Origin of the sequence: Paenibacillus sp. PvR133, from assembly GCF_017833155.1 — a bacterium.
Classification (GTDB): domain Bacteria; phylum Bacillota; class Bacilli; order Paenibacillales; family Paenibacillaceae; genus Paenibacillus; species Paenibacillus polymyxa_B.
Genome location: NZ_JAFIBS010000001.1, coordinates 346,364 through 363,116 on the forward strand (window position 1 = coordinate 346,364; position 16,753 = coordinate 363,116).

The following is a 16,753-nucleotide window of genomic DNA, read 5'->3' on the forward strand; positions in this document are numbered from 1 at the left end:
CTAAGTGAAATAAACGCAAATTTTATGGTCACCGATCTGTTGAATCGGAATATCCATGTCGTACAAGTCCTTTAATACCTGACTATCAATCATCTCGTCAGCCGTTCCTTGTTTTAGCAACCTGCCATCCTTCATCCCTACAATATAGTCTGAATAGCAGGAGGCAAAATTAATGTCATGCAACACGACCAGAATCGTTTTGCCCAGATCATCCACCAAACCGCGCAACGTCTTCATAATCTGAACCGAATGCTTCATATCCAGATTGTTCAGCGGCTCATCCAGCAGGATGTATTCTGTGTCCTGAGCCAGAATCATGGCAATAAAAGCCCGCTGTCGCTGTCCCCCACTAAGCAAATCAATATGCTTATCTTTCATATCCTCCAGTCCCATGTAAGCCATAGACTGCTCCACCATTTTGCGATCTTCGCTGTTCAATCTGCCCTTGGAATACGGAAAACGGCCGAAGCTAACCAGCTCCTTCACGGTTAAGCGGATATTGACATCGTTGGTCTGTTTTAAAATAGATATCTTCCGGGCTAGCTCCTCACTTTTCGTCAGGCTCACGGCCTGTCCGTCAATGAGGATTTCTCCCTCATCACTGTCAGTCAGGCGACTAATCATCGACAACAAAGTGCTTTTTCCAGCGCCGTTAGGTCCAATAAAGGAGGTAATCGTGCCTTTAGGTACAGTGACGGATACCTGATCCACCACATTTTTATTCCCGTAGCGTTTGAATACGTTTTTGACTTCTACCATGATTTATTCTCCCGTAGCAAAAGGTACAGGAAGTACACCCCCCCGATAAAGTTAATAATGACGCTGACCGTTGTCGATAAGTCGAATACTCTTTCTGCCAGCAGTTGGCATCCTGCCAACGCAATGACACTGACACAAATAGAGGCCGGAATAATATAACGATGCTGATAGGTTTTCATCACCTGATAAGCCACATTGGCCACAATTAATCCGAGAAACGTAATCGGCCCGACAAGCGCTGTAGAAATGGAAATAAGAATCGCTACGATTACCAGCAGCCTTTTAATGATAAAACCATAAGGAAGACCCAGGTTAATCGCATGCTCCCGTCCGAGCGACAGCACGTCCAGATACTTGATGAATCTCCACGCATAAGCAAATACGAGCACAAGAATGAATACAGAAAGCCACAACAGCTCGGTATTTACGTTGCTGAAGCTAGCAAAGCTCTTGTCCTGAATTTTCGCAAATTCGTTCGGATCAATCAGTACCTCCATAAAGGTAGACAGACTGTTGAATAGTGTGCCGAACACCAGACCAATCAGCAAAAGTACATAAATCCCGCGTCCATCTTTGCGGAAAATTAATTTGTATAGCAGTCCTGCGAACAGCACCATCAGCCCCACCGATATCAAAAAGTTCAATTCTTTGCTGGTCGAAATGAAAGGGACGGAACCAAATGCAAAAATAATCGTCGTCTGAATCAGCATATACAGTGAATCCAGTCCGATAATACCGGGAGTCAAAATCTTATTATTCGTAACCGTCTGGAAAATAACGGTTGCAAAAGCAATGGAGCCACCTGTCAGAATGAAGGCTGCGATCTTTTTCAATCGTCGTGGCAGCGCGTAATGCCAGGTATGCGGAAGATCTATAAACACGAAAGCAGCAATCAACACAAGCGCGGCAGCGGCTAATATTCCGATTTTTAATTTAGGATTCATAAGCCCTTCTCCTCAGCAGCAAATACAAGAACAACGCGCTCCCGATCACACCAACCGTAAGCCCTACAGAAATTTCATACGGATAAATGATCACCCGTCCCAAAATGTCGCAAAACAGCACAAAGACGGCGCCCAAGATCGCTGTATGGGCCAGGCTTTTTTTCAGATTATCCCCCATGTACATACTGACCAGATTGGGTACAACCAGCCCCAAAAAGGGAATCGTCCCGACCGTTAAGATGACAACAGAGGAAACCAAAGCCACGATCACCAAACCAACATTGACGGTGCGCTTGTAATGTACACCCAAGTTGACCGCAAAATCCTCACCCATGCCTGCAATTGTAAAACGATTCGCATATATGTACGCCAACGCAACCAAAGGAATACTAAGATATAGCATCTCGTAGCGACCACTCATGATTAGAGAAAAGTCTCCCTGCATCCACGAAGAAATGCCCTGGATCAGATTGTATTTGTAAGCAAAAAAGGTCGTTACCGAATTTAAAATGCCTCCAAACATCAAACCGACAAGCGGGATAAATACCGGGTCCTTGAAACGGATTTTATCCAGTATTTTCATGAAAATCAGTGTTCCCCCTAGAGCAAATCCGAAAGCCGTCAGCATCTTCGTCCAAAATCCTGCTGCTCCAAACACCATAATAGCCATCAGCACACCCAATCGTGCCGCATCCATCGTCCCTGCAGTGGTGGGAGATACAAATCGGTTCCGGGTAAGCTGCTGCATAATGAGCCCACAGATACTCATACTCGCCCCTGCGATAATGATACTGATCAATCGTGGGAATCTGCTAATCAGGAGTACCTGCGCCTGATCGTTGGTTAAGTGGAACACATCAAGTGGAGTTACATCATGAACACCGATAAAAACCGAGGCGAAGGCCAGTACCAGAAAAGCCAGTATTAAATAACGCAATTTCATGTTCTAACCAAGGGAGCCTGTTCTCCAACAACCTGTACCAAGCTTCGGCCCTGTCCTCCCCTCCAATAATGATAATGATTATCAAAATCAACTAGCATAAATTATATCAGTCATACCGTATCTGTCAATGTGATGAGGTTTTAAAGCTGGACAAAAAAGCTGCAGAGAACTTTCTCGACACCCCACCTGGACAACCCAAGGAGCAAATAAGAGTAAAATCCGGTAAACTGGAAATAGAGAGTTTGGGAGCCCTTTTTTATGTTTATGGTGAGCAGTTCTGGAAACCGAGTTCATTAACTTTGGTTAGTAAAAAAATAGGAGGAGAATGATGAATCACATATTAATCATCGAGGACGATATCGCCTTGAGTAACGGTATTGTTCTTGCCCTTAAAGAACCTAACAACGTATTTACGCAAATGTATGACATAGCTACTGCAAAAGAACAATTGAACGTTACCGCCTTTGACCTAGTGATTCTTGATGTAAATTTGCCGGATGGAAGTGGACTCGATCTGTTAACCCATATACGAAAAAGAACAACTTTACCAGTCATCGTTCTGACTGCGAATGATATGGAAACAGATGTCGTCACTGGTTTTGAGCTGGGTGCTGACGATTATATAACCAAGCCTTTCAGTCTTATGGTACTGAGAGCAAGAGTTGGCGTTCAGCTAAAGAAATCCAGATACTCGCTTGCAGACTCCATTCAGCTAGACAATTTTTCTTTTTCATTCGAGAGAATGGAATTTATTAAGAATGGTACACCTATTGAACTAAGTAAAACTGAGCAAAAATTGTTGCGTATCCTAGTCGATAATCGAGGCAACACCGTTTCGCGCGATCATTTGATAGATAGCATCTGGACTGATGGAGCTGAGTATGTAGGTGAAAACGCATTGTCTGTTACAGTAAAAAGGCTACGGGATAAATTAGAGGATTCCCCCTCTTCTCCTCTATACATTAAGACGGTTTATGGGCTGGGCTACACATGGGCGTTGAAATGACAACACTCCTCTATATATGTATTGGAATTGCCGTTGTTGCTGTATGCACCGCTGTGTGTGCTATTATGCTTTATCGCAGGAGCATCCATAAAACAATGAAAACCATTGAGAACATGCTGGATGCCGCGATAAATGGCAGCTTCTCGGAGGATGTCTTTGATGAATCCGTTCTCTCTGCAATAGAAGCTAAATTTGCGAAGTTTCTTTCCATTTGTTCCGTGTCCTCCAAAAATCTGCTTGCCGAAAAGAATAAAATAAATGAGCTGATTTCCGATATTTCACACCAAACGAAAACACCATTGGCTAACATCCTGCTTTATTCCCAACTACTTAGCGAATACGAACTATCGCAGGATACCTCCACTTGTGTGAAAGCTCTATCTGCACAGGCCGAAAAGCTTAACTTTCTTATCCAGGCATTGTTGAAAACATCGCGGCTTGAAACGGGGATTATCACGGTATCGCCAAGGCGAGAATCTGTTCAAAAGCTCCTTGATGCTGCACTGGAGCAAATGATGCCAAAAGCAGACGCCAAAGGGATTTCAGTTGTTATGGAGGACACAGTTACCCATGCTTATTTTGACCTAAAGTGGACGAGTGAAGCTGTCTATAACATTATGGATAACGCCATAAAATATACAGAGACAGGCGGAAGCATGAATATAAAAGTAATGGCATACGATTTGTTTTGCCGAATTGATATTACCGACAACGGCATAGGGATTGCAGAAGATGAACAAGGGAATATCTTTACCCGCTTCTATCGCTCCCCTACTGTAAACACGCAGGAAGGTGTCGGTATTGGACTGTTTTTAGCTAGAGAAATCATCGCTGCGGAGGGTGGTTACATCAAGGTACGGTCACGCTACGGCAGTGGCTCCACCTTTTCTATTTTCCTTTCTATGGATACTTAATTCTTTCAATACCGTTAGATTTCAGAAAGATTGTAGAAAGATTAGTGTGTTAATGTCTGTACTGTAGATGACTACGATCCAGACATTTTTTTGTGGAGGAGAACGTATATGGCTCTATTAAAAACTCAGGCACTAAAAAAGCATTATGGTAATGGGGATACTGCTGTTCATGCCTTAGACGGCGTGAATCTGGAGGTGGAAAGCGGTGAATTTGTCGCCATTGTCGGTACGTCCGGGAGCGGCAAATCTACTCTTCTTCATATGCTGGGTGGACTTGATCGTCCGACAAGCGGAAGCGTTACGATTGACGGCAAAGATATTTTTTCATTGAAAGACGAAGAATTGACCATTTTTCGCAGACGAAAGATTGGCTTCGTGTTTCAAAATTACAACCTGGTGCCTGTCTTGAATGTCTACGAAAATATTGTACTGCCCATTGAACTGGACGGTAAAGAACCGGACGAAACTTACATAGATAAAATTGTACATACCTTGGGCCTTGACCACAAAATGAATAATCTGCCAAACAATCTTTCCGGTGGACAACAGCAACGTGTAGCCATTGCCAGAGCACTGGCAGCCAAGCCCGCAATTGTCTTAGCAGATGAACCCACCGGAAACCTGGACAGTAAAACCAGTCTGGATGTGATGGGGTTGATCAAAGTATCCAGCCAGCAGTTCCGCCAAACTATAGTGATGATTACCCACAACGAGGAAATTGCGCAAATGGCAGACCGGATCATCCGAATTGAAGACGGTAAAATAGTTGGCGGTGAAGGTAAATGATCAAGGTAAAGAACAAAAAAGTAATCCGCAATCTGGCTGATAAGAGTTTCAAAGTGAACAAAACCCGTAACATTATTGCCATTGTTGCCATAGCACTAACCTCATTGCTATTTACAACACTGTTCACTATGGGGATTGGCGCTGTGGAAAGCTTACAACGGGCGACCATGCGACAGGCCGGTGGAGATGGTCATGCCATACTTAAATATATAACGGATGACGAATTTAATCATGTCAAGGATCATCCGTTGATCAAGGAAATAGCTTATAACCGTATATTAAGCGACGGAGTTATGAACGATAAATTTCTAAAACGCCACACAGAGTTCTGGTATTACGATGATGTAGGGATGAAGCTTGGTTTTATTGAGCTTAAAGAGGGGCACAAGCCTGCGGCGGAAAATGAAGTGATCGCAGATTCCAAGACGTTGCAGCTATTGGGTGTTCCACTGGAGGTTGGAGCACCTTTGAGGCTAAAGCTTGACATACGAGGTAAAGAAGTACAGCGTGATTTTATCCTCTCCGGCTGGTGGAAAAGCGATCCTGTGTTTAACACAGGACAAATATTCGCCTCCAGATCCTATGTCGATGCTCATGCAAAGGAATTACAAAGCACCTATAAAAAAGATCATTTCTATACAGGAACCATTAGTGCATATATGATGTTCGACAATAGCCTTGATTTGCGGGGAAAGCTCAGTAAAGTGATTACCGAAAGCGGGTATTCGCTTGACGAAGATGCACCGAACTATATCGCGAATAATGTAAATTGGTCATATATCTCGACCAATTTTAGTATGGATGCGGGAACAATCATGGCACTTACTTCCGCCCTGATACTGATCGTATTTACCGGCTATTTGATCATCTATAACATTTTTCAAATATCGGTGATGCGAGATATTCGTTTTTATGGTCTTTTAAAGACGATCGGCACAAGCGGCAAGCAGATCCGCCGGATCATTCGCAGACAGGCGTTAGTTCTTTCAGGGATAGGAATCCCGTTTGGGTTAATAGCAGGTTTTTTTGTCGGTAAAGCACTCATACCACTTCTTATAAACCACACTGTTTTTGCTGGTACCGAGGTATCGGTATCTCCCAACCCATGGATTTTTATAGGATCGACTTTGTTCGCGCTCATTACCGTAATGATCAGCACTTTCAAGCCAGGCAGAATTGCGGCAGCTGTTTCGCCAGTTGAGGCAGTAAGATACACAGACGGAAATACCAAGGGTGGCCGTAAGCTGAAAAAATCCACTAAAGGCGCTAAAATGATCCACATGGCTCGCTCCAACTTGGGGCGCAATACAAAGCGTACCGTGTTGGTAGTCATCAGTCTTTCGTTAAGCCTTGTACTTCTTAACACGGCGTTCACCCTGTCTCAGAGCATTGATATGGATAAGTTTGTATCCAAATCCAATGACACTGACTTTCTCATTGCTCATGCTGAATATTTTCATCGTCCCTATTTTAGCGGCCCTAAAAATGAGACCTCCGAGAGTTTTATTCAGGCTGTACAGACACAGCCGGGCTTTGAAGAGGGCGGTCGCTTGTACGGCGGCAGATTAGTGCTTACTGTCGAGAATGGAAAATACACCAATGAGGACGATGAGACTGATTCTCGCGGCAACTTCATTGCGGCAGTATATGGGCTGGAAGATTTACCACTGCACCGGTTGCGATTACTAGACGGTGAGCTTGATTTTGAAAAGCTGGCTTCCGGTAAGTATATATTGGAAGGGGTAGATTTAGATGACCATGACATCCCCTATATGGAAGAAGCTCTATATAAGGTGGGTGAAAAGGTCACGCTTCACAGTTATATGGGAGCAGCAGAAGCTCCGCTGGATAGAGAGTATACTACGCATGCATTCACAGTGCTTGGTCATGTTGCAATTAAATATAGTACCAATTCTGATCGCCGTTCAAGTAAGTATAACTTCTATCTTCCAGCGAATATTTACAAGCCGCTTGCGGAGCAGCCTGCTGTGATGAGCTACGCCTTTAATGTATCCCCTGATCAGGAAGAGGCCATGGAGAGCTTTTTAAAAAGTTACACCGAAACTACAGAGCCAGTAATGAACTACACATCCAAATTTACTTCAATGAATGAGTTTTCCGGTATGCAAAACACCATCATGATGATCGGTGGCACGCTCAGTCTGATTATCGGCCTAATTGGTATCCTCAACTTTGTAAACGCAATTCTGACGAGTATATTGACACGGCGTCAGGAGTTTGCCATGCTGCAAAGTATCGGCATGATCAAAAAGCAATTGCGGGGTATGCTGATCTATGAAGGGCTATATTATGTATTCGGGACCGCCCTATTCTCCATTTTATTAGGGATCATATTTTCTATTTCAATTGTGAAACCCCTAAGCAGTATGATGTGGTTTTTGAGCTATCACTTTATAATCTGGCCACTTCTAGCCTTATTGCCTTTACTGTTATTGCTTGGGATAATTATTCCAGTAGCGGTCTATTCTATGAACGACAAACAAAGTATTGTGGAACGACTTCGAGAATCAGAGTAGATTTACCGAGAAAGCCCATAATACCAGTGTGAATAATAAAAAGATGACTCCTGATCAATTCGAGGCCACCGAAAAACCAGCCTTTCGTGAAAAAAACAAGAACACGAATCAAAAAGACGACGGTTTATTCTGAATTCACAGAATGAACCGTCGTCTTTTCTCTTGCTCTCCGCCTCATGTGGCCCTTGCTTACTCCATCAGTTTCAATATTCGTTTTAAATTGACAGTGAATATCGCCATAGCCCCCTGGATTTCCATACCTATCAGACCCGAGGAGGACGCTACATCGTACCCGTGTCTGTGCTTCAGTTCACTATTCTTCGCCTCAATTTTGTATCGTTCTTTGGCCTTGGCTTTAAAGCTTTCGCTTTCTTGAAACGTAACTTCTTCAAATGCTCATGGCTTTTTATACTTTTTTGCCTTCACGCGCTCTGCGGATCGCCAGATGTCCAGCTTTGCATACGTACATTCCCGCATCTTTGTTAAACTCGAACTCGTCTTGTCGTGACAATAGGTTTCGTTCAGTTCCTCATAAATAAAGCTAAAGTCCACCAATTCGTCCATTCTTCCGTAACAGATGGTCTTTGGGAATCAACAGATTGTATAGTTCAATATATGGACTTAGACCATGCTTTGCTGTTTCGGAAGCACCGGAACCACCCGCCTTTATTTGGATATTTTAATTATACCGAAAAAGCGAGACAGTAACCTCTGTTATGGAGGAACTGTCTCGCTTTAGAATTTAGGACTTTTTCAGTGGCCTCGGGATATCCGGGGTTGTCTTTTTTTCATCCTTAATCTTTTTCTGAATGAGCAGCTCCACTTGCTTCTTCCAGAGAATGAATGAGAAGTCTATGATCGATCGGTGACGACATGACAAGCAGGCTCGTGTAGGTTCCATACTTATCGCACTGGTTGCTAAACTCTTCGAGGGTGCGTGTCGAGCTGGTCACTACTTTTAATAAATAACTGTGTTCTCCGCTTATACGATGGCACTCGGCAACATGTGGAGATGTATGAACAAAATCAAGAAATGCATGGCAATCTCTAGTCCGAAACAATATACAGGCTGCCGTATCCTTTCCTATTTTTTCAGGAGAGATGATAGTGCGATACCCCTTGATAATACCTTTTTCTTCCATTCTTTTAACTCGTTCTGTTACAGCAGGTTGGGATAAACCCACGCATTTCCCTAGCTCTGTCATTGAAATTCTCGCCTGACTTTGAAGATAAAAGAGGATTTGTTTGTCTACATGATCCACTTTGAATTCTCTCCTTTAAATTTAACGTTTTTATGAGAAATTCATTTAATTACTTTGTATAATCATCATAATGGATTGATTGCGTTATGTAAAATGAATGATTTAGATTATATAATAAAACTCATATCGATAAGGTGAACCAAACATGAAAAGATAGAGAGGATGGCTGCCCTTGAGCAAATACGTTTTTAATAAGGTAGGAACAGTAGCAGATTTAGAAGTACATATTGAAGAGGCTATTGATCGTACAATTGTCGAAAAAAGGCTGGTTGGTGCTGGTATACGAGTTACGCTTAATGAGGCGCAATATTATAGTTGCGCTGCCGGATGTCCAGACCGTGAACAAAAGTCTGGAGGGACCTCTCAGTGAGCCTCTCCCTCTCCCGCAAAAATATAATTGCATTGGCTGCTATATGTTTGTCCGCATTGATGTTCGGCCTCGAAATTTCCAGTGTGCCAGTGATACTGCCAACTCTGGAGAAAGTATTGCATGGCGATCTTAAGGATATGCAGTGGATTATGAACGCTTATACCATTGCATGTGCCACAGTTCTGATGGCTGTTGGAACGCTGGCTGACCGGTATGGAAGGAGGCGTATTTTTATTATCAGCCTCGTCTTGTTCGGTGTTACATCCTTGATTTGTGGCTTGGCGCAAAGCACATCGGTTCTGATCATCAGTCGGTTTCTTCAAGGGGTGGGTGCTGGTGCGATGCAGATTTGCCAGATAGCAATTCTTTCACATCGGTTTCAGGAAGGACAAGAACGCAGCAAAGCCTTTGGCATATGGGGGATTGTGTTCGGTATCGGCCTCGGTTTTGGACCTATCATCGGCGGCATAATCGTGGCCGTGTTGAACTGGCATTGGGTTTTCCTGGTCCACGTTCCGTTGACCATCCTCACTTTGATTCTTGTTTTTGGTGGCATAGAAGAGTCCAGAGATCCGCAGGTGAAAAAGCTGGACATTATCGGCATCGTCACGCTTTCATTGACAGTTTTTGGCATTGCATACTTTATCACGCAAGGGCCGGAACTCGGCTTTACCAGCAGAGCATCCATCAGCATCCTTGTTGCAGTAGCAATAAGTTTCATTATTTTTCTATTTGCGGAAAAGCTCAGCGCCCATCCGATGTTTGACTTTTCCGTATTCAAGATACGTAATTTCTCCGGCGCTCTCCTTGGCTCCATCGGCATGAACTTCAGTTTCTGGCCGTTCATGATCTATCTGCCGATCTATTTCCAGAGTGGCCTGGGTTACGGCATCGTAGCCGCCGGGCTGTCTCTCTTGGCTTATGCGCTGCCCACCTTGGTAATTCCACCTCTGGCAGAGCGTTTTTCGCTCCGCTACCAGCCGCGCATAGTCATTCCATCAGGTCTGTTCATCCTCGGTATGGGCTTCATTTTGATGAAATATGGCAGCGGCAGCGATCACGCCAGTTGGTTGACCATGCTCCCTGGCTCCTTGTTGGCTGGTATTGGGCTTGGCTTAACGAACACGCCTGTGACCAACACGACCACCGGCTCTGTTCCAAGTGCCCGTGCAGGCATGGCTTCCGGTATAGATATGAGTGCTAGATTGATCAGTCTAGCCATCAATATCGCTGTGATGGGATTCATCTTGCAGGCAGGTATTTTGTCTTATTTGAAGAGTGCCCTTTCCGGGACTCTCAGTGCAGTGCAATTGCGGTCTGTAGCCGAAAAAGTAGCCGCCGGAAATAATGTATCTCTCAGGCAGAGTTTGCCAGAACTCTCCTCTCTGGATGCGTCTGGAGCCGTCGTCCATGCGGCGCTTATGCACGGCTTTGGCTTGATAATGCTCTACGGCGGTATTGGTGTCTGGGTTCTAGCCGCGATCAGTTTTATGATTTTTAGACCTAAGAGAGCATAAAGACAATCCCGGGGATATCGAGGTACTGAAAAAGTCCCCCATTGTTGAGAGTAAGAGAATATCCAAAGAAAAACGAGCCTCTAGAATCGCTTCTAAGGCTCGTTTCGCGTTCAGGGAGACATATTTGTACCCCTAAAATCTTTGTATTTTCGGAAATCAACAGTTTTTCAGTGGCCTCGATCAATTCAGAGGTCATCTTTTTATGCTTAGAAAGGTATCTTTGTATGAACAACTACAGTTTCCACTCTTCCCGTAAAAGCCCCATTCGGATCGAGTCATAATACTCTCCATTATAATATCTGCACTTTCGAAGCCTGGCTTCGAGGGTCATGCCCAGCTTCTCCCCCACCTTCATCATCCGATGGTTTCCTGACCAGGTTGTAAAACCTACTCTTACTAGAGGCAACGTATTAAACAAATGCGTGATCCATAGTCGGAGTGCCCTCGTACCGTAACCACCGCTCCAATACTGCGAATCAAAGATACCTATCCCCATTTCAAGCCATTGAGAAGGCTGATGCTCCCAGTAGTAGCTTACTGACCCAATGACCTTGCCTTCCACTTCAATGATCCAAAAGTCATCTTGTCCGATTCGCTTTTCCTTCTCTTTTAAATAATCATCAAAAGAAAGTGGCTTATGTTCATAATAAGGTGCATCCCATTGCTTCCATTCCGGTGCTTCTTCCTTAAAAGTTAACGTCCAAAGGGCGTGTAGGTCTTCTTCTGTAACAGGCCTAATCGTCAAATCCTTATCCGTATACATGGAGCACACTCCTTTTATAATAAAAATCATTCTAGCTACATTGGGCTATTTTTGGGCTTTATTGTATCTGCTTTTGCATTATTTTGAAATTCTATTTTTGTCAGTCTTCCAAGAAAGATCGTAATTCAAGTTGACAAACAATCAAAAATAATATATCTTAATATCAAGATAATAAATATAAAGAAAAGTTTTACGACTGGTTATTTTGTTTTAAAAAAACTAATCATATATAAACCAAGGAGGGCAATAATATGAAACTGTTAGGATTGCATCACGTATCGGCGATTACAGCGGCGGCGGCTAAAAATGTTGATTTTTATACTCAGGTAATGGGACTTCGGTTGATCAAGAAAACGGTGAACCAAGATGATGTTAGTGTGTATCACCTTTTTTACGGAGATGAGCGTGGAACTGCGGGTACAGAAGTCACTTTCTTTGAAATTCCACATGCGGGACAAACTCGTACAGGAAATAACAGCATTTCAGCACTCTCCTTACGGGTACCGAACGACAAGGCACTGGATTACTGGAAAAACCGCTTCGAGCAGCTGGATGTAAAGCATGGTGAAATTACGGATCAAGCAGGACGCTTGGCGCTTTCGTTTGAGGATTTTGAAGGACAACGCTTCTTCCTCGTTTCAGATGAACATGATCACGGAGTGCGCGGCGGCACGCCTTGGGAGAAAAGCCCTGTCCCTGCCGAGTACGGCATTGTAGGACTTGGGCCGGTTCATCTGACCATTCCTAAAGCGGAGAATACCATTCTCATTCTTGAACAGGTTATGGGCTTCCGCAAAAAAGGCTCTTACCCTTCCCCCGTTGCTGGACAACCAGATGTGGTCATCTATGAAACGGGTGAAGGCGGTACGGGAACTGAAGTTCATCTGGAAGAGCGCAACGATCTGCCACAAGAACGACCAGGACGTGGCAGTGTGCATCACGTAGCCTTCCGTGTTGAAACTGAGGAAGAGCTCAAACAGTGGGTAGACCGTATTGGGCAGCTGCAAATTTCCAACTCAGGCTTTGTAGATCGCTTTTACTTCCGTTCATTGTATTTCCGTGAGCCGAACGGCATTCTGTTTGAATTGGCAACCGATGGGCCCGGCTTTGATACGGATGAAGAACTGGAGTTTCTGGGTGAATCGCTGGCGTTACCACCATTTTTGGAATCACGCCGTGCCTCTATTGAAGCCAATCTCAAACCGCTTAACACCAAACAATAATTGAAGTTTAAAGATACGATCAGGTATGGTCAATTCGCCCCATAAATATTTTTATCTCATGTTATTTATCTCATGAATTGTGACCGTTTATTGTGCATAGAACGACCAGAATGACAGAGCAGATCGAACACATTCTACCATCTCCCGGATCTCCTGGACTATCTGGCCTCAAATTTCAAAATGAGCCGATAAATGAAACAAAGAAAGCTTCAGACCGATGAAGGCCTGAAGCTTTCTTTGTTTATCGCGCTTTACTTAACATCAAGCACCATACACTTTAGCTGTAACGAAGTTTACTGCTTGGCTAGCAGGGTCACCAGCCCAAAATGCATCAAAATAAACCCCTCTGCCATTATCCGCATAAACAATGCTTGCACCTTTAACTAAAAATATCCCTACAACAATACCTCCAATCCAGCCTGGTAGACCCAAAGACGAAAGAATACCGGTAAGAGTTGATCCGGATATTGCACCAATTCCCCCAGCGTAAAGGGCTTTTGATTTGATATCATTTATTAATTGATGAGAAAAATAGATACGGTATCCCCACCAAAGTAATTCATAATCCCAATAAGAGGAAGTATTAATCGAGGCTGTAGAGAATTTATTAGTAGGTACTACTTTTAAACTGTTATTATCCGTTGTAGTAACTGTTACATCACCTGAGATATTTTTCGCTTGATTATTTGCTGAATCTAAAGCTTTATTAACGAGTCCAAGTTCATCTTCAGTTAAATTTTTTGAAGCCTCTTCACTTAAAGTGAATGTTTGTGACTGTAGTTTTATGTAGGGATTTGCTTTGTTAATCAATTCTTGGCTGAGTTCAGAGGTTGATTCTCTCTGTACTGCATTTGGCGTTGTTGCTGCCATTGCTGCTGTACTGCCGATAACAAGCATTAACATAACTGATGCCATCAAAGTCGATACAAATTTCTTCATTTTACCACTTTCCTCCTAATAATACGATATAATTGTAATAAAAATATATAGAGTACCATATATAAGCTATTTTGGGTACATATTTTTAGAAGGAGTTGTCAATTTTGAAAAACTTTTCAAAAATCTTATTCATTGGATTTTTCACTGGAATCTTGACTATATTTATACTTACTGGAAAAGTAGAACTAAATGGTTTACTAGTTTGCTTTTTAAGCGCAGGAATAGTAGCAGTAGGATATCTGGCTATATTTTTAATAAAGAAAAGGCGTAAATGATTTAACACGGGATTGGAGACCTCGAGTGTTCCAGCTCGCTTGGACTGATTTATATAATTACATCACCTAATACAGTGCTATCACATTACCTAGATGGCATATGTATAAAATCCAGCATTTTTTGCATATGTCTAGCCTTCCGTGGAACAATGCAAAAAAGCAGAGATTTGGCCATCCAGCTGATCTCTGCTTTTCTCCCGATTCCTTTGATTTTCGCCTATGCCCATTTCCGAAAAAACTCCTTATTCTGGCTTACCCTTCGGTGGAACATGGCCGTTCACTTCATCCAAAAGCTTCAGCACGTTGCCCCAATTTCTCGGCAACCGGTTTTTTACCTGTTCTGCCGGCATTTCTTCGTCGCCAAAATGACTCCCCACGGATAAACTTTCCCTTCTGCATCAATTCATGGTTAATTTAGAATAACCCAAAAAATCGTTTGTGCTTGCCGTGCAGCTCCAGCCGCGAAACAGCCCCGCAATTTCCGTGAGTTGCTGATCTGCACGTTCTTGAGCTTGGCGCACTTCCTCCAGCACACCATTTACCTGGTCACCAACCCCGGAATACGCCCACTGCTCCACAACAGCATTTATGGCGCTCTGATACTCAATGCCACGATTCAGGAAGTCCAGCAGCGCACAAAAGGCTACTTTGTCGTGATTTACAAAGGCTCGATGCTCTTTTTCATCCTTAGCAAACGCATAGCCAGCTTCTTCAAGAGTTCTCGCATACTTATTGACCATTTACACAAAGAGGCATTCCGCTATCTGTAAGCTTTTCAGCTTTGACAGGTAAGCGAAATGCCCTTTTTAATTATGCTTACAGCTTTTTATCATCCACACTGTTCAGCCATGCTTCGATTTCTCCGATTACAGAGGCGATACAGCCATCTTGGAAGGGCGAGATTAGTCCAGCCAACTCAACCAATCCGGTAAAAGAGCGACTTCCCCCGGCACGGCATAGCTTCAAATAATCTTCCCACGCAGCTGTCCGGTCGATACTCATGCGTTTCCAGAATTGGAACGCGCACAGTTGCGCGAGTGTATAGTCAATATAGTAGAACGGGGATTGAAAAATATGACCCTGTTTGTGCCAAAACCCGCCCTGCTCCAGATACTCGTTGCCTTCATAATCCAGATGCGGTTTATACTTACGTTCAATGGAGCGCCATGCGCTTTTACGTTCGGCTGGGGTCCAGTCTGGATGTTCGTATACGGCATGCTGGAATTCGTCCACGGCTACGCCGTAAGGCACGAACAGCAACGATGAAGATAGATGTTCAAAGTGATATTTGTCCGTATCTTCTTCGAAGAACAGATTCATCCAAGGCCATGCGAAAAACTCCATGCTCATAGAGTGGATCTCAGCCGCCTCCATAGTTGGCCAATGGTACTCAGGAATTTCAAAATGTCGGCTTTCATAGACCTGGAAGGCATGACCTGCTTCATGCGTCAATACGTCGATATCCCCGGATGTACCATTGAAATTGGAGAAAATAAACGGCGTGCCATATTCGCTCAAAAATGTACAATAGCCTCCGCTTTGCTTGCCTTTTTTGCTGATCAAATCCATCAATCCACGTTCAATCATAAAGCTGAAAAATTCATGTGTTTCCGCTGAAAGTTCCTCATACATACGTGCTCCATTGCGAATGATCCACTCCGGGTCACCTTTAGGCGTAGGATTGCCTGACAGGAAGTTGAAGCCCTCGTCATAATAGCGAAGCTGATCTACTCCGATCCGTTCGCGCTGGCGTTCCTTCAGCTTGGTTGCCAGAGGAACGATGTGCTTCAGCACCTGCTCGCGGAAATTGGCTACCATTTTGGCATTGTAATCTGTACGTCCCAAGCGAGCATAGCCCAATTCTACGAAGTTGTCATAGCCCAGCTTGTGTGCCATGCGCGTGCGCACCTTCACCAGTTCATCATAAATCCGGTCCAGCTCGTCCTCATGCTCACTCATAAATTGATATTTAGCCTCGGAGGCCTGTTTGCGCGTCTCCCGGTTGGTAGCCATTTCAAAAGGCAGGAGCTGCGACAATGTGCGTTCTTCTCCCTCGAACGGGATCTTCGCTGAAGCAATCAATTGAGCATATTCCGAGGTCAGCTTATTTTCCTGCTGCAAATCCTCAATAATATCCGGATGGAACGACTTGAGTGCTACCTCGGCAATACTGAAAAGCTGGCTGCCCCATTGACTCTCCAACTCGGTTCGGAATGGAGAATCCACCAATGCCCGGTAGTAATCGGTTACATACTCCTGAATAACCGGCATGAAATCATCAGCGTACTCTTGCTCCGCTTTGTAAAAGGCGTCCTCCGTATTAATGGAGTGCCGAACTTCCACCAATTGCAATTGCGTTTCCACGTTACTGCGCAGCTTGTTAATCGCATGAATCACTTCATTTTGACGTTCTACGCTGTCCGCTTCACGAAACTGCTGCAACAGCGTTTTAAACCGCTGTTCAATTTCAGGTTGCTCTGGTCGGCTGTAAGCCATTTGGCTGAATAATGTCATT

16 protein-coding genes and 1 pseudogene are annotated in these 16,753 nt (G+C 43.9%); 7 read left to right on the forward strand and 10 right to left on the reverse strand.

Features of this window, described 5'->3' with window-relative positions; translation table 11 throughout:
* From JOE49_RS01605 to JOE49_RS01615, 3 genes are read right to left on the reverse strand one after another with little or no spacing between them, the layout of a single operon-like run.
* Window positions 1-759, reverse strand: a complete 759-nt coding sequence (locus JOE49_RS01605) for an iron ABC transporter ATP-binding protein (protein ID WP_023990355.1) — start codon at window positions 757-759, stop codon at window positions 1-3.
* Complete coding sequence (locus JOE49_RS01610; protein WP_209940458.1) at window positions 753-1,703, reverse strand: iron chelate uptake ABC transporter family permease subunit; 951 nt, start codon at window positions 1,701-1,703, stop codon at window positions 753-755. Before JOE49_RS01610 ends, JOE49_RS01605 begins: the two co-directional genes overlap by 7 nt.
* Window positions 1,693-2,646, reverse strand: coding sequence for an ABC transporter permease (locus JOE49_RS01615; RefSeq protein WP_209940459.1), 954 nt, complete (start codon window positions 2,644-2,646; stop codon window positions 1,693-1,695). Before JOE49_RS01615 ends, JOE49_RS01610 begins: the two co-directional genes overlap by 11 nt.
* Before the next feature lie 328 nt (window positions 2,647-2,974).
* On the opposite strand from JOE49_RS01615, the gene JOE49_RS01620 reads away from it, so the two are divergent.
* From JOE49_RS01620 to JOE49_RS01635, 4 genes are all read left to right on the forward strand, one after another.
* The gene (locus JOE49_RS01620; RefSeq protein WP_023990358.1) at window positions 2,975-3,652 is read left to right on the forward strand and encodes a response regulator transcription factor; all 678 of its coding nucleotides are present in this window, start codon (window positions 2,975-2,977) and stop codon (window positions 3,650-3,652) included.
* Window positions 3,649-4,566 carry a sensor histidine kinase gene (locus JOE49_RS01625; RefSeq protein WP_068938310.1) on the forward strand — a complete coding sequence of 306 codons (918 nt, stop codon included), beginning with the start codon at window positions 3,649-3,651 and terminating at the stop codon, window positions 4,564-4,566. Before JOE49_RS01620 ends, JOE49_RS01625 begins: the two co-directional genes overlap by 4 nt.
* Window positions 4,567-4,674: 108 nt before the next feature.
* Window positions 4,675-5,352 (forward strand): ABC transporter ATP-binding protein, encoded by a 678-nt coding sequence (locus JOE49_RS01630; RefSeq protein ID WP_068938268.1) that lies wholly within the window; start codon window positions 4,675-4,677, stop codon window positions 5,350-5,352.
* Window positions 5,349-7,889, forward strand: a complete 2,541-nt coding sequence (locus JOE49_RS01635) for an ABC transporter permease (RefSeq protein WP_209940460.1) — start codon at window positions 5,349-5,351, stop codon at window positions 7,887-7,889. Before JOE49_RS01630 ends, JOE49_RS01635 begins: the two co-directional genes overlap by 4 nt.
* A gap of 189 nt (window positions 7,890-8,078) precedes the next feature.
* Here the strand turns inward: JOE49_RS01635 and JOE49_RS01640 are convergent.
* Both JOE49_RS01640 and JOE49_RS01645 read right to left on the reverse strand, forming a co-directional pair.
* A pseudogene (locus JOE49_RS01640) lies at window positions 8,079-8,394 on the reverse strand (transposase); the annotation flags it as partial.
* Between the two features lie 289 nt (window positions 8,395-8,683).
* Window positions 8,684-9,151, reverse strand: a complete 468-nt coding sequence (locus JOE49_RS01645; protein WP_209940461.1) for an Lrp/AsnC family transcriptional regulator — start codon at window positions 9,149-9,151, stop codon at window positions 8,684-8,686.
* A gap of 172 nt (window positions 9,152-9,323) precedes the next feature.
* On the opposite strand from JOE49_RS01645, the gene JOE49_RS01650 reads away from it, so the two are divergent.
* The gene (locus tag JOE49_RS01650) at window positions 9,324-9,521 is read left to right on the forward strand and encodes a hypothetical protein (RefSeq protein ID WP_023990363.1); all 198 of its coding nucleotides are present in this window, start codon (window positions 9,324-9,326) and stop codon (window positions 9,519-9,521) included.
* On the forward strand, window positions 9,518-11,038 hold the full coding sequence (locus JOE49_RS01655; protein WP_209940462.1) for an MFS transporter: 1,521 nt from the start codon (window positions 9,518-9,520) through the stop codon (window positions 11,036-11,038). Before JOE49_RS01650 ends, JOE49_RS01655 begins: the two co-directional genes overlap by 4 nt.
* A gap of 232 nt (window positions 11,039-11,270) precedes the next feature.
* Here JOE49_RS01655 and JOE49_RS01660 read toward each other — a convergent pair whose 3' ends face one another.
* On the reverse strand, window positions 11,271-11,801 hold the full coding sequence (locus JOE49_RS01660) for a GNAT family N-acetyltransferase (RefSeq protein WP_209940463.1): 531 nt from the start codon (window positions 11,799-11,801) through the stop codon (window positions 11,271-11,273).
* 251 nt (window positions 11,802-12,052) lie between these two features.
* Here JOE49_RS01660 and JOE49_RS01665 point away from each other — a divergent pair, with 251 nt between their 5' ends.
* The gene (locus JOE49_RS01665; protein WP_028541795.1) at window positions 12,053-13,024 is read left to right on the forward strand and encodes a ring-cleaving dioxygenase; all 972 of its coding nucleotides are present in this window, start codon (window positions 12,053-12,055) and stop codon (window positions 13,022-13,024) included.
* A 261-nt stretch (window positions 13,025-13,285) separates the two neighbouring features.
* Here JOE49_RS01665 and JOE49_RS01670 read toward each other — a convergent pair whose 3' ends face one another.
* From JOE49_RS01670 to JOE49_RS01680, 4 genes are all read right to left on the reverse strand, one after another.
* Window positions 13,286-13,963 (reverse strand): hypothetical protein, encoded by a 678-nt coding sequence (locus JOE49_RS01670; RefSeq protein ID WP_028541794.1) that lies wholly within the window; start codon window positions 13,961-13,963, stop codon window positions 13,286-13,288.
* A 517-nt stretch (window positions 13,964-14,480) separates the two neighbouring features.
* Window positions 14,481-14,615 (reverse strand): hypothetical protein, encoded by a 135-nt coding sequence (locus JOE49_RS26630; protein WP_256026502.1) that lies wholly within the window; start codon window positions 14,613-14,615, stop codon window positions 14,481-14,483.
* A gap of 21 nt (window positions 14,616-14,636) precedes the next feature.
* A complete protein-coding gene (locus tag JOE49_RS01675) occupies window positions 14,637-14,978 on the reverse strand; it encodes a hypothetical protein (protein ID WP_028541793.1) in 342 nt (113 codons plus the stop codon).
* Window positions 14,979-15,054: 76 nt separating this feature from the next.
* Window positions 15,055-16,752, reverse strand: coding sequence for a M3 family oligoendopeptidase (locus tag JOE49_RS01680; protein WP_023990368.1), 1,698 nt, complete (start codon window positions 16,750-16,752; stop codon window positions 15,055-15,057).
* Between the last annotated feature and the right edge of the window lies 1 nt (window position 16,753).